The sequence below is a fragment of the Brucella pituitosa genome, from assembly GCF_003049685.1.
GTDB lineage: Bacteria > Pseudomonadota > Alphaproteobacteria > Rhizobiales > Rhizobiaceae > Brucella > Brucella pituitosa.
This window is the reverse complement of the sequence record NZ_PYSY02000001.1, coordinates 446,195-459,119: the sequence shown is the minus strand read 5'-3', so window position 1 is coordinate 459,119 and position 12,925 is coordinate 446,195. Positions and strand designations below refer to the sequence as shown.

The window sequence follows — 12,925 nt, the reverse complement described above, 5'->3', positions numbered from 1 at the left end:
CGCAACGAATCTATCCGATGTGGATAAATTACCTAATTCTTATGACGTTATTTTTCGGACTGTTTTCCATTTTTTCCTTTTTGCTTAGAGCAATAATACATTTAAATTCGTAAGATAATAATAAATTGAAATTCTCATCAAGTCGCCAAGTTGGCGACTTGACCAACTGGCCACCGTGCCCACATGAAATACGGGTGACACCGTGTCACCCGTGCGGGTCTGCAAATTTGCAGCCCCTGATTAATCATCGCAGCCACTTCGATTTCATGACGGCCTGCACCTTAGGCGCTGCCGTTTCTACACCAAGCCGCAAATCATCAATGCGCTGATCCCAGTTGATATTCAGTATCTGCCGTGCCGCGAAGCCATAAACAACGCAATCCAGCGCCTCAGCTCGACGACCGGGAATACGCTCAAACCGGCGCTGTGGCTGGCCGCGTGTATAGCGCACCACAACACGCTCACTAGCAAGCTGTTCAAACCACGATAGCGGCAGCCGATCAGAAAAACGAATTGTGCGCCCACGCGATAGCCGTGCTGTCAGGTGCGACTTCAGCCCATCAACACCTACGATCCAAAGCGCCCCGCCCTTCACTTTCTGCTTGGATTTCTCAATCCATGGCCGATTTCCGTTCACGCCCTTAATTGCCAGCACTTTGCGCGAGGAACGCGGAAAGCAGAACGAATAGACATTTTCCATCGTCTCGCCGTCAGAGCTATCGATAGCAACAGCGTCAAGCCCCAGCTTACCACCAAGCGGATGATCAAAACGCATTTTCAGAACGGCGTCTAGTTCCGTCCATGTAGCATCGTCATCCGGCAAACCCCAAATCACCTTGTGATCGAGAATCATGGCTTCGCCGTCCCGCGTCCAGCCGATGATTGTAACCTCAAGGCGGTCGCGTTGCGTGTCCACACCCGCTGTAAGGGCAAGAACACTTTCTGGTAGCATATCAAGCGAGATTGCTTCGACGCGGCTTGCAAGCTCGCTATCGTCCATTTCCTCGCCGCTTTCGCGCCAACCCTGCCCCAGCACAAGATTGATGAAAGTTTGCAGCAAGGCCGGGTCATCTTTGGCAGCGAGAAACTCTTTGGCGAGAATGCCCCACGCTGCATTTTCCAGCGGTGACACAAGAGAGTTGATACGAAAACCCGCATGGCCCTTCACTTCCGGCACTGTGATACGCCAGCGACCGGCTGCAACCATGCTGCCCTTGTATCTTTCCTCGACGACAGAACCGCAGCCAGGACAAGCCCAATGAGCCTTTTCCGGCTCACCTTCCGGCCAGTGAATGTCCTTCCATTCGATTTCGTGGAAATCGCCACATTCAGGACAAGGCACTTCATAGATTCGCTTGTCTGACCGCTCATAGGCGCTCAACACATGGCTGCTATCTTCATAGATCGGGGTCGAGCCGATTATGATTTTTCGATCAGGAAAAGACATGGTGCGCCGTTCGGCAATCGGGATCGGACTGCCTTCCTTGGTCATTTCCATGCCGTCAGTCTCGTCCATGATCAGGATACGGGCATTGTGAGCGCGAAGATTGCGCGGTGCTTTGGCTGCGATAACCTTTAGACTGCCACCCGGAAAGCGCCGTGACAAAAGCGTATTGCGTTTCTCGCTGCCCTTATCGCTTGCCAGCGCATTCGAAAGGCATGGCGAAGCTTCGAAAGTAGGCTCGACGTTCGACACAACGAATGTTCGGCAGTCATCCTCAGTCGGCAGAACGAACAATACGGGTGCTGGTTCATTCACCACATGCGAACCAAGCAAGCCAACCAGCAATGTGGTGTAACCAATACGGGCCGATTTCACGACCGTAATGCGTTCGATCTTCGAATCGCTCATTGCATCGGCCATGCCACGCTGAAACGGATATAGCCGAATAGGGCCGCGCATGGCCGACACATCAGCAGGCAACCGCACTTCACGCTCGATCCACTGCGACAGTTGCAACCGTGCAGGCGGAATAATCGACCGGCGCGAACGCTCACGAACTTCGAGAAGTGTTTCACTGATCATTGCCAAACTCCGTAAGCATTCGGCGCAGCTCGCCGTCTATGGCTTCAATATCCTCAACCGTCAGGTGCGGAAGAAGCTGCCGTAACCGCGAAGGCACCGCGAGAACACTGGATCGCAACTGCATCCACTCACCCGACCAGAGCCGTTCCACTTCACTTGCAGGCACCAATTCACGCCGCATGGTCGCATTTTTCAATTCGACAGCATCCGCTTGCGCCTTTGCCAGCCTTGCGCGTTCCGCAGTCAGCGATATCGCCTGCTTTTCCTCGCCGAACAGCGTGGCACCTTGCGCCTGACTTGCTGCCCGTGTCGGATTGATATTCTCCGAAATCCAGAGTTTGCACCGCGCAACATCAAGCTTTCCATCACGATCAACCGGCATTCCCGCCGTGATCATCTGCGAAACCCGACCTGGAGAAACATTGATCAGCTTGGAAAAGCCGCTTTTCGAAATGGTGCGCGGTTCCTGTTTTAGCGCTGGATCGGCTGAAACTTCATGAACAATATTCATGACTATCACCATTTAACCCATTGTTTTTAGCTATAAAATTTAATTGCACAGACCGAAATCCCGCAGTCGCGCTCACCCGCAGCAGACAGATGCCCGGAAGGACCCAAACCTTCATGCCCCGACTGCCCTCGCAGCCATCAGCACCACATTCCCACCCCCTGCCTGCCTTGCCAGTAGTGCATTCATGAACGCTGGCAGTGCTTTCACTCCACCGCGTGGGAAGCTCATAGTCTTGGCATCTCGTGGAAACGGCCAGCCCCTTGCCTCAAACTCGCACTGCCAATCCTTCCATCGAGCGCTGCCCGATGTGACAGCTTCCATCTCGAAAGCCATCTTGCGGATCGAAGGCGCAAGCGTTTCATGCTCAAGTGCCTTTGGCTGTTCGAACATGCTGTTGATCTCAGGCCAACCGTGCTTGGCCTGATGATCCAGAACAAGGGCTGGCCTTTTCTCGATCTCGATCAGGTTTCGAAGCAAAGCTGTTCCCGGCCTTGGCAATGCCCCCGGCCCTTTTGCTAATTTGTCGAAAATAGCAATAGACCATGCAGCCTTGAACGGTTCATCGGCAGCGTCATGCGCACGCGCCGCGCTCAAGGATTTAATCAGGGATTTATTCAAAGAGGTTTGTAGGACATTTTTGTCCACCTTTTCGGCATTCAAATGTCCACCTTTAGGGACAGCCGTGTCCACCTTTTCAACTAAACGTGGACAATTCTGTCCACCTTTATCAGGTGCAATTGACTGTATATCAGCACCCATTTCGTCTGTTGTCGTGCCTACTTTGATGACTGCAAAATACGTCAGCGCCTTCGAACGTCCGCCATTGCCGTTCGTTACAATATGGCCGCGCTCACGCAACAACGTGACAGCACGCTGGATCGTCTTAGGAGAGCAACCAGCCTCTTTTGCAAGCGTCTCATAGGACGGCCATGCATTCAGGTTTCCGCTACTGGCGAAGCCCCTACGATTGAAATAACGGCTAATGCGAAAGGCAGCATCACGTGATACCGTCGTAAGCGCCTGATCATCGTAAATCTGGTCAAGCCATACCATACGGCTACGGGTGAAATCATCGCTCATGGCTACGATCCCCCACGTTGCCCGAATTTGCCATCATACGCGCCTGTTTCATCGCTTCGATAGCGTCGAGCGCTGTAAGAGTGAAACGCTCACGTACGACAGGTATTTTTGCGCCTACGCATTGGTGACCGCATTCAAACAGCCATTTCGCAGCGACTAAGATTTCTGGATTAAGGTGATCAGCCATCATCAAGCCTCACCAAGCTGCAAAACTAAACGATTTTCGCCACGATCATCGACCGCAGCAACTTCAAACCAAGGCTGGCCCGGACGTGCCAATGCTCGCACCTTGTCCTTGGCCCTGACTGTGACAGTCGGGTACTTGGTACGGTCGATATGAAGTTCTGATTTTTGGGCAACGATGCGCGTGCGCCAAGATGATTTGCTCGAACCGCCAATCGTAGTGGACTTGCCACCGCCAACGCGCAGAACGGCTTCTATCTCGATTATAGGGCGGCTAGGATCGGCAGTGCCTTGAGCCGTGAAAAACGACAATCGAACCGGCTCAGCAAATGCCCGATCAACAGCGGCCACGGCCCGATCTCTCAATCGGTGATAACGTGCGGGCATCATTTCGACACCTCACAAACCGCACCTAGCAAGTTTGACAGTCTGTTGCTAAGTGCTTGATTTACTAACTCAAGTTTGACGGAAGTTTTTATATAAGCAATTGTATTCGCAAAAATGGACTTTGATTGAAAATCCGCGTGTCGGCGGTTCAAATCCGTCTCCGGGCACCATCTTCCTCCTGACAATGATTTCCAAATATTGCGCAGCACTTTAGCGGTTACCTGATATTCGGTGGGTTTGATCCGGAACACTCATGAAATTTTCCCCTGCCGATCAAGACGTCCTCTTCCGCATTCTGCGGTGGCGGCGAGATGTGCGCCATTTTCTATCTGATCCTGTTTCCGATGAAATTCTCGAAATGCTGCAACAGGCAATGGCCTATGCGCCATCCGTCGGAAATTCGCGTCCGTGGAGAATCTTTGCCGTCCAGAGCATCAAAATGCGCGAGGCGGTGTATGATGTATTTGAAAAATCAAACTGTGATGCAGCAAATATCTACGACCCCGCTCGTGCCCGGAAATATGAGAAACTGAAGCTGGAGGCTATCCGCACAGCTCCGGTTCAACTCGCCATTTTCACCGAAACAGACCCCGTTGAAGGCCACGGACTTGGACGACAGACAATGGCTACCACACTGGAGCAAAGCACAGCGATGGCAGTCCAGAATCTCAATCTGGTAGCCCGTTCACTCGGACTTGGTGTCGGCATGGTTTCTATTCTCGATCCACACGCAATGAAGCACCTGTTCAGCACGCCAGAACATTGGAATTTCAGTTTTTATCTGTGTATCGGCTGGCCATGCTTCGCCAGCGATACGCCCCTCCTGCACGAGAACGGATGGCAAGAAAATACGACCCTCCATTGGAGCACGTTATAGGTCACAATCATCTTTTAGCCTGATCGCTCAGCAAGTGGCTGAGGCGCATTTGATAGTTGATCGCAACAGCCCAATTTGTTTAATGAGAGACATGCTTCTACACGACAAACATCGGCTCGCTGTTCTCACATCCTATAACACGATCGAGATGGGGCAAGATCGCACGCTGGATGCGCTCTGCAACCTGGTTCTGTCGACATTTGGTGTACCCATGGCAGCTGTGTCGCTTGTCGATGAAAGTGTGACGCACCATATCGGTATGGCAGGCTGCGTGTTCGGCGATGTGCCCAACGAAAACACGTTCTGTTCCCGCGCAATCGAAAGCACAGACCCTTTTCTGATAGAAGATGCCACTTCCGATGATCGTTTTGCCACCAATCCTTTCGTGAAAGACGCTCCGGGTATCAGATTCTATCTCGGTGCTCCGCTGATTGCGCCCGATGGCTCAACACTTGGTGCGATTTGTGCACTGGATACCAAAGTCAGACACTGCACTCCTGATGAGAAGATTAAGCTCGTCAGTCTCGCCAGTACTGCCGTCGAGATTCTGAGCATGCGTCGCTACATGCGCGAAGCCCGTAAATTGGCGCTTGTCGACGGATTGACCGGCATCACCAATCGCACTGGCATTGAGTTGGAAATCGAAAAGGCAATCATTGCATTGCGCAATCACGGCCTCCCCTTCTCGCTGCTTTATTTCGATGTCGACCGGTTCAAACAGGTCAATGACGAGCGTGGCCACACCGCAGGCGACGCGTTGCTGCGACTGATCGGCGAAACGCTGGCTGGCCGCAATCGTCCGGATGAGGTCAGCGCACGTCCCGGCGGCGATGAATTCATCGTACTGCGCCTGGGCGGCACAAAGGCAAGCGACCTTGCAGAAACTCAGCAGATCAAGGCTTTGCTTGATGATGCCGTTGCGCGTGAAGGCTTCAATGTCAGTTTTTCGATGGGCCTTGTGAGCTTTACTGTCGCGCCTGTCGATGTGACCGCAGCGCTTTATGCGGCAGATGCACTGCTTTATGACGCCAAGCGGCGTGGTAAAAACCTGATCTCTGCCAGCGAGCAGAAGTAAGGCTTCACTTTTCAGTGAGACTGAGGCCTGTTGCCTTGCTGCAATTGATCTGCAGCACATCTTCTGCGACCACTGCACCTACAGATAATTGGGAATGTTATCTGGCGGGTTTCAGCGCATATCGCTTATCATCACGCGACTTCATTCAACACTTAGCGAGGGCTTTCCATGATCTGGACCTTGTTCGGCATTCTTTCGGGTGCCTGTATCGCCATTCAGGCACCCATCAATGCTGCACTGGCGCGTGGACTTGGATCGCCAGTCACAGCTGCGGCAATATCCTTTCTGTCGGGAGCGGTCATTCTTGGCATGATTGCAGCCATAACCGCACGGGTAACAGGCGCGATGCCAAGTTTCAACGTGCCTGCGAGCTGGCTGTTTGTGGCTGGCGGCGCGCTCGGCTGCATCTATGTCACGACATCGGTGTTGCTGACGCCACGCATTGGCGCTGCTGCCGTGATGGGTCTTGCGGTCGCTGGACAATTGATGGCCGGACTGGCTGCAGACCGCATTGGTTTCATGGGCGTTGCTGTGCGCGAGATCACTGCGGGACGCATCGCAGGCGCGGTCCTGCTTCTCACCGGCGCGCTGATGATCCGCTTTCTCTGAGGCATTTCCGACAGAAGTGCGAAGCGAATTTGCTTCGGATAATGCGTCAAACAAAAGCCGCGCTGGCAGTATTTCCAGCGCGGCTCTTTAATCAACCCTTGAAGGTGTATTCCGCAATCGACTGCGGCTTCATTTCAATCGAGAAGCCTGGCAGCGATGGCGGCATATAGGCCGCATCCTTGATGATGCATGGCTCGATGAAATGCTCGTGCAGATGGTCAACATATTCGATCACACGACCGTCCATGGTGCCGGAAACGGCAACATAATCGATCATCGAAAGATGCTGCACATATTCACACAAGCCAACGCCACCGGCATGTGGCCAGACCGGCTTGTTATATTTCGCAGCAATCAGCAGCACGGCCAGAACTTCATTCAGGCCACCCATACGACATGAATCGATCTGAACAATGTCGATAGCGCCTTCTGCGATGAACTGCTTGAACATGATGCGGTTCTGGCACATTTCGCCGGTCGCAACCTTCACATCGCCAATGGCTTCGCGGATTTTGCGATGGCCTGCAACATCATCCGGGCTGGTCGGTTCTTCGATGAAGAAGGGCTTGGAGAAGGCAAGCTTGTTGACCCACTCGATTGCCTGATCGACTTCCCAGACCTGATTGGCGTCGATCATCAGATAACGATCCGGACCGATCACTTCGCGCGCGATGGTGAGACGACGAATATCGTCTTCCAGATCACGGCCAACCTTCATCTTCACATGGTTGAAACCCTCGTCGATGGCTTCCTGACACAGACGACGCAGCTTGTCGTCATCATAGCCGAGCCAGCCAGCCGAGGTCGTGTAGCAAGGATAGCCCTTGGCCTCGAGTTTCGCGATACGCTCAGCCTTGCCGCTCTGCGCTTTACGCAGAATTTCGACAGCTTCGTCACGTGTCAGCGCATCGGTGAGGTAGCGATAATCGACGATATCGGCGATCTCTTCCGGCGACATGTCGGCAACAAGCCGCCATACCGGCTTGCCAGACTGCTTTGCAGCCAAATCCCAGAAGGCGTTGACCACAGCGCCAGTGGCAAGATGCATCGCGCCCTTGTCCGGACCAATCCAGCGCAGCTGGCTGTCACCGGTCAGGTAGCGCCAGAACTTGCCGGGGGCCGCGAGGAAATCATCCATCGAGGCACCCACGACCAGATGACGCATGGCGAGAATCGCCTGACAGCAAATGTCGTTGCCGCGTCCAATGGTGAAGGTGAGACCGTGGCCCTTCAGCGCCTCGTCATCCGTATCAAGGATAACATAGGCCGCCGAGTAGTCCGGGTCCGGGTTCATCGCGTCAGAACCGTCCAGACTTTGCGAAGTCGGGAAGCGCAGATCGAAGACGCGCAGATCAGTAATTTTCGTCATGATTTATCCGTGATCAGAGCACGCTCCCCAACCGTGAAAACCGGTTATGGGGAGCATACTCAAAAAATTAAACGTCAGCGCGCACGTTCTGCTTCTGGGTGCCGAGGCCTTCGATGCCGAGTTCGACAACGTCGCCAGCCTTGAGATAGCGCGGTGGCTTCATGCCCATGCCAACGCCCGGAGGCGTGCCGGTGGAGATGATGTCGCCCGGCTGCAGTGACATGAACTGCGAGAGATAGGAAACGAGGTGGCGTACGCCATAGACCATGGTCTTGGTCGAGCCGTCCTGCATGGTTTCGCCGTTGACCTTGAGCCACATGCCAAGGTTCTGCGGGTCGGCAACTTCGTCCTTCGTCACCAGCCATGGACCTGTCGGACCAAATGTGTCGCAGGATTTGCCCTTGGTCCACTGACCGGCGCGCTCGATCTGGAAAGCGCGTTCCGAAACGTCATGCAGCGTGCAGTATCCCGCGACATAATCAAGTGCATCATCTTCCGAGACGTATTTCGCGGTCTTGCCGATGACGATGCCGAGTTCGACTTCCCAGTCGGTCTTTTCCGAACCGCGCGGGATCAGCAGATCATCATTCGGGCCGACGATTGCTGAAGTAGCTTTCATGAAAATGACGGGTTCTGGTGGAACAGCCATGCCGGATTCTGCTGCGTGATCGGCATAGTTGAGGCCGATGCAGATGAACTTGCCGGTGCCTGCAACACATGGGCCAAGGCGCGGGTTGCCTTCGACCTTTGGCAGCGCATTGACATCCAGCGAACCGAGCTTGGCGAGTGCTTCAGGGCTGAGAACGGCACCCGACAGATCGCTGACATGGGCAGACAGATCACGGATATTGCCGTCGGCATCGAGAAGGCCCGGCTTTTCCTGACCGGTTTCGCCATAGCGAAGAAATTTCATGAGTTTACTCCTTGTGGGGATGCTGAATTAGTAACGATGGGGCGCCTAGGGTAGTTGAGATTCTGGTTATGGCGTGCCGAAAATGGTGTTTTTCGAGAACCGGAGCAGAGTGTACTTAAAGGTACATGAGCACCGGAAGCGCAGAAAAGTGCCATTTGCAGGCCGCCAGAGCCTGAATATCGACTACCCTAGATCGTCCAGCCTCCATCAATGTTATATGCCTGACCGGTCGTGTAAGTTGCACCCGCGAGATAGACCGCAAGATCGGCGATTTCTTCCGGCTGACCGATACGGCCAATTGGCTGACGCGCGATGAAGGCTGCGCGCTGTTCTTCATAATCGCCCTGCGCACGCAGACGGTCCTGAAGCGACGGGCTTTCAACCGTACCGGGGCAGATGGCGTTGCAGCGGATACCATTGGCAACATAATCGGCAGCAACAGCCTTGGTCAGACCGATGACAGCCGCCTTGGTGACACCATAGGCAAAGCGGTTCGGCACGCCCTTCACGCTCGAAGCAACCGACGCCATGTTGACGATAGAACCGTCCTTGCGCTCCAACATTCCCGGCAGCACGGCGCGAATGGTGCGGATCATGGCCTTGACGTTGAGATTGACGGCAAAGTCGAGGTCTTCGTCCTTCATCTCAAGGATTGAGCCGCCATGGACAACGCCTGCGCAGTTGAACAGGATGTCCACCTGGCCGATTTCGGCGACCGCTGCCTTCACTTCTGCCTCGCCAAGCACATTGAGCTTGCGGGTGATAATGCCCGAAACGCCTTCGATTTCCTTGAGTGCTGCCTCGTTGATATCGGTCGCGTAGACCTTGGCGCCAGCTTCCGCAAAAGCCAGCGCACTTGCACGGCCAATGCCCTGAGCAGCAGCCGTGATGAGTGCGGTTTTTCCATCAAATCGTATCGTCATTTTCAAGCCTTCCGTTCAACAAGCAGGATGTGGTCGCAAGCCAGCACCACTTCATCCCGCTGATTAAGCACTTCGCACCGCTCGGTAACGCGGCCCATATTGGCCCTCTTCGGGTCATCTTCCTTGGCGCTGATTGTCACGCGCGTGCGGATCGTATCGCCGATATGAACCGGACGCACGAACCGAAGGCGGTCATAGCCATAGGAAAACGCAACAGGGTTAATCAGCGTTGCCGTGAGGCCGACGCCGATTGCAAAGATCATCGTGCCATGGGCAATGCGCTGGCCACCGGGCAGAGTCTTGGCGAATTCCACATCCATGTGGTGCGGAAAGAAATCGCCCGTATGACCGGCATGAACCACGAAATCCGTTTCAGTGATCGTGCGGCCATAGGTTATGCGCTGATGACCGAGTTCATAATCTTCAAAATAGATCGTCTGTTCAGACATGATCAAAACTCCGGTTTTGCAGCAAGCGGCGTGGCGGGCGTGCTGCTCGACTGATAGGCGGCTTCGACCAGCGCCATAGTGTGCCAGGCATCTTCGACCGAGCCGATAAGCTCTGCATCTTCGCCAGTGGCAAAGCGCTGCAACTGCGCCATGCGGTTCAAGAATGCATCCGGGAACCAAGCGCCTTGAAGTGCTACCTGTACCCAATCGTCCGTGCCCTTTGGCTTGATCCAAAGCTCGTCCGGTTCGCCACGCGGGTAATCGAGATTGACGCCAAGTTTCACATAGGCAGCACCTTCGGTGCCGCAGATACGGAACTCGCAGGCCTGAAATTTGCGGCCAAAATCATGGTCATGATTGATCGACAGCGCACAACGCACGCGGTTGCCATAATCGAGGATCGCAGCCGTGCGGGTTTGGGCAACGTCATGGTTCGGATGGCCGATGGTTTTCGCATGAACGCCTTGCGGATTGCCGAGCAGACCGCGCACGAAATCCAGATAATGGATCGAGTGCATGGCGATCTCGATGCGCGGCAGACCTTTCAGGAACGGCCACAGACCCCAAGGGGTCGCAAGTGCCAGCCATGCGTCGAAATCCACCACTTCGCCAAGCAAGCCCTTATCGACGGCATCGTAAAGTGCCAACATCATCGGCGCGAAACGCAGCTGGAAATTGACCGCAGCCTTGAGATTGCGCGCACGGCAAACTTTCAGAATTTCCGTGGCTGCAACAAGATCGCTGCCCATCGGCTTCTGGATCAGAACAGCCGCACCTTCCGGCAATTGCGCGAGGATCGAAGCATGAGCAGAAGGCGGCGTTGCCAGATCGAAGATCGCGTCTTCAACCGCAATTGCTTCTTCAAGGCTGGCAAAAGTCTTCACATTCCATTTGTCGGCGAGTTCTTTGGCCTTATCAAAATTAGGATCGAAAATGCCCGCAACCGGAAAACCGCCCTTTTGATAAGCGGGCAGGTGCGCGTCGCCGACAATGCTGCCCGCACCGAAAATCACGATGGGTTTCGGCTGCGCAGGTTTCGCCCACCACTGGCGCAAGCTCTTCGGATCAAAAGCGTCAGTCATGATGGAAAACCGCCTCCATCATTGCCCACCACTCGCCGTCTTTGCGGGTTTCAAGCGGCTTCTGGCATGGCATGCAAACGGCCCACCATTCCTGATTTTTCGGGTTATCGGCCATCTTCTTCATGTCGGCTTCAAAGTCGGTGCCGACATAGTCCCATGTGCCGAACAGCAGGTTTTCCGGCTCTTTGAGAAAGATCGTGTAATTGGTGATGTTGCATTCGGAAATGAGCGCCAGAATTTCCGGCCACACGCTCGCGTGCAGCTTTTTATATTCTGCGATTTTCTCAGGCTTTAGCCCGATCACCATGCCCATTCTCTGAATCATCACGACCTCACGATCTCGCGGGTGAATTCGGAAACGGACCGGCTGCGGACGGCATCCCAATCCCACGAAATACCGATGCCCGGCTCCGATGGTGCGATGGCGTGGCCATCACGGATTTCCATGCCCTTGGTGGTCAGATCATCAAGCTGCGGAATATATTCGACATAGCGCCCGTTCTGAACGGCACAGGTAAGGCTGACATGCAGTTCCATCAGGAAGTGCGGGCAGACGGGAATATCAAAAGCTTCTGCGGCGTGCGCCACTTTCAGCCAAGGCGTGATGCCGCCGATGCGCGCCACATCCACCTGAACGATGGAGCAAGCGCCCTTCTGCATATATTCGCGGAAATGGCGGATCGAATAGATCGATTCACCCACCGCAATCGGTGTCGGGGTGGAACGGGTCAGGCGGATATGGCCGTCAAGATCATCAGCCGGAAGTGGTTCTTCAATCCAAGCGAGATCGAGTTCTTTCAGGCGCTCGGCGCGGCGAATGGCTTCGTCCACCGTAAAGCCCTGATTGCAATCGGTCATGATTTCAAAGCCGTCACCCACGGCTGCACGCACCGCCGAAAGACGCGCATAGTCTTCCGAACCATGCGGCTTGCCGATTTTCACCTTGGAACCGGAAAAGCCCTTAGCTTTGGCCTGCAACGCATCTTCAACCAGCGCTTCTTTCTCGATATGTAGCCAGCCACCTTCGGTCGTGTACAGCGGGCAGCGATCCTTGGCACCACCTGCAAGCTTCCACAGCGGCAGGTTCTGTTTCTTCGCACGCAAATCCCAAAGGGCCGTATCAATCGCAGCCAACGCCAAAGCCGTAATCGCGCCGATGGTTGTGGCGTGGGTTGCAAATTCAAGCTTACGCCAGATCGCCTCGATGCAATCCGCATCCTCATTAAGGATCAGCGGCACCAGATGGTCGTTCAACAGGCGCATAACGGACGAGCCGCCCGTGCCGATGGTGTAGCTATAGCCCGTACCCACCGCACCATCACTGTCGGTGATGGTGACGATTGGCGTTTCCTGACTGACAAAGCTCTGGATCGCATCGGTGCGCTTGACCTTCGGCGGAAGGTCGACCATGCGCAGTTCGACTTTTTCAATACGCGCCATA

15 protein-coding genes are annotated in these 12,925 nt (G+C 54.5%); 3 read left to right on the top strand and 12 right to left on the bottom strand.

The window, feature by feature from the left end:
* Window positions 1-244: 244 nt before the first annotated feature.
* The 5 genes from C9380_RS02160 to C9380_RS02140 all read right to left on the bottom strand — a co-directional run bounded on the left by C9380_RS02160 (window position 245) and on the right by C9380_RS02140 (window position 4,190).
* Window positions 245-2,026, bottom strand: a complete 1,782-nt coding sequence (locus tag C9380_RS02160; RefSeq protein WP_128092900.1) for a phage terminase large subunit family protein — start codon at window positions 2,024-2,026, stop codon at window positions 245-247.
* Window positions 2,016-2,537, bottom strand: coding sequence for a DNA packaging protein (locus C9380_RS02155; protein WP_128092899.1), 522 nt, complete (start codon window positions 2,535-2,537; stop codon window positions 2,016-2,018). The genes C9380_RS02160 and C9380_RS02155 overlap by 11 nt, the downstream gene beginning before the upstream one ends.
* Window positions 2,538-2,648: 111 nt before the next feature.
* Entirely contained in the window at window positions 2,649-3,617 is a 969-nt protein-coding gene (locus C9380_RS02150) for a helix-turn-helix domain-containing protein (protein WP_128092898.1), read from the bottom strand.
* A complete protein-coding gene (locus tag C9380_RS02145; RefSeq protein ID WP_128092897.1) occupies window positions 3,607-3,807 on the bottom strand; it encodes a hypothetical protein in 201 nt (66 codons plus the stop codon). Before C9380_RS02145 ends, C9380_RS02150 begins: the two co-directional genes overlap by 11 nt.
* A complete protein-coding gene (locus C9380_RS02140; protein WP_128092896.1) occupies window positions 3,807-4,190 on the bottom strand; it encodes a hypothetical protein in 384 nt (127 codons plus the stop codon). Before C9380_RS02140 ends, C9380_RS02145 begins: the two co-directional genes overlap by 1 nt.
* A gap of 250 nt (window positions 4,191-4,440) precedes the next feature.
* Between C9380_RS02140 and bluB the strand changes: the two genes are divergently transcribed.
* The 3 genes from bluB to C9380_RS02125 all read left to right on the top strand — a co-directional run bounded on the left by bluB (window position 4,441) and on the right by C9380_RS02125 (window position 6,748).
* A complete protein-coding gene (gene bluB, locus C9380_RS02135) occupies window positions 4,441-5,064 on the top strand; it encodes a 5,6-dimethylbenzimidazole synthase (protein ID WP_024898087.1) in 624 nt (207 codons plus the stop codon).
* Window positions 5,065-5,155: 91 nt separating this feature from the next.
* Entirely contained in the window at window positions 5,156-6,139 is a 984-nt protein-coding gene (locus tag C9380_RS02130) for a sensor domain-containing diguanylate cyclase (protein ID WP_164844629.1), read from the top strand.
* 168 nt (window positions 6,140-6,307) lie between these two features.
* Window positions 6,308-6,748, top strand: coding sequence for a DMT family transporter (locus C9380_RS02125; protein WP_111786854.1), 441 nt, complete (start codon window positions 6,308-6,310; stop codon window positions 6,746-6,748).
* A 91-nt stretch (window positions 6,749-6,839) separates the two neighbouring features.
* Here the strand turns inward: C9380_RS02125 and C9380_RS02120 are convergent, their stop codons facing one another.
* From C9380_RS02120 to C9380_RS02090, 7 genes are all read right to left on the bottom strand, one after another.
* The gene (locus C9380_RS02120; protein ID WP_128092894.1) at window positions 6,840-8,117 is read right to left on the bottom strand and encodes an L-fuconate dehydratase; all 1,278 of its coding nucleotides are present in this window, start codon (window positions 8,115-8,117) and stop codon (window positions 6,840-6,842) included.
* 67 nt (window positions 8,118-8,184) lie between these two features.
* Window positions 8,185-9,030 (bottom strand): fumarylacetoacetate hydrolase family protein, encoded by an 846-nt coding sequence (locus tag C9380_RS02115; RefSeq protein ID WP_094541381.1) that lies wholly within the window; start codon window positions 9,028-9,030, stop codon window positions 8,185-8,187.
* A 188-nt stretch (window positions 9,031-9,218) separates the two neighbouring features.
* The gene (locus C9380_RS02110; protein WP_128092893.1) at window positions 9,219-9,953 is read right to left on the bottom strand and encodes an SDR family oxidoreductase; all 735 of its coding nucleotides are present in this window, start codon (window positions 9,951-9,953) and stop codon (window positions 9,219-9,221) included.
* Between the two features lie 2 nt (window positions 9,954-9,955).
* Window positions 9,956-10,402, bottom strand: a complete 447-nt coding sequence (locus C9380_RS02105; RefSeq protein ID WP_128092892.1) for a MaoC/PaaZ C-terminal domain-containing protein — start codon at window positions 10,400-10,402, stop codon at window positions 9,956-9,958.
* Between the two features lie 2 nt (window positions 10,403-10,404).
* On the bottom strand, window positions 10,405-11,484 hold the full coding sequence (locus tag C9380_RS02100; protein ID WP_128092891.1) for a Gfo/Idh/MocA family protein: 1,080 nt from the start codon (window positions 11,482-11,484) through the stop codon (window positions 10,405-10,407).
* Window positions 11,477-11,809, bottom strand: coding sequence for an L-rhamnose mutarotase (locus C9380_RS02095; protein WP_210249749.1), 333 nt, complete (start codon window positions 11,807-11,809; stop codon window positions 11,477-11,479). Before C9380_RS02095 ends, C9380_RS02100 begins: the two co-directional genes overlap by 8 nt.
* Window positions 11,809-12,924 carry a mandelate racemase/muconate lactonizing enzyme family protein gene (locus C9380_RS02090; protein ID WP_128092890.1) on the bottom strand — a complete coding sequence of 372 codons (1,116 nt, stop codon included), beginning with the start codon at window positions 12,922-12,924 and terminating at the stop codon, window positions 11,809-11,811. Before C9380_RS02090 ends, C9380_RS02095 begins: the two co-directional genes overlap by 1 nt.
* Window position 12,925: the final 1 nt, after the last annotated feature.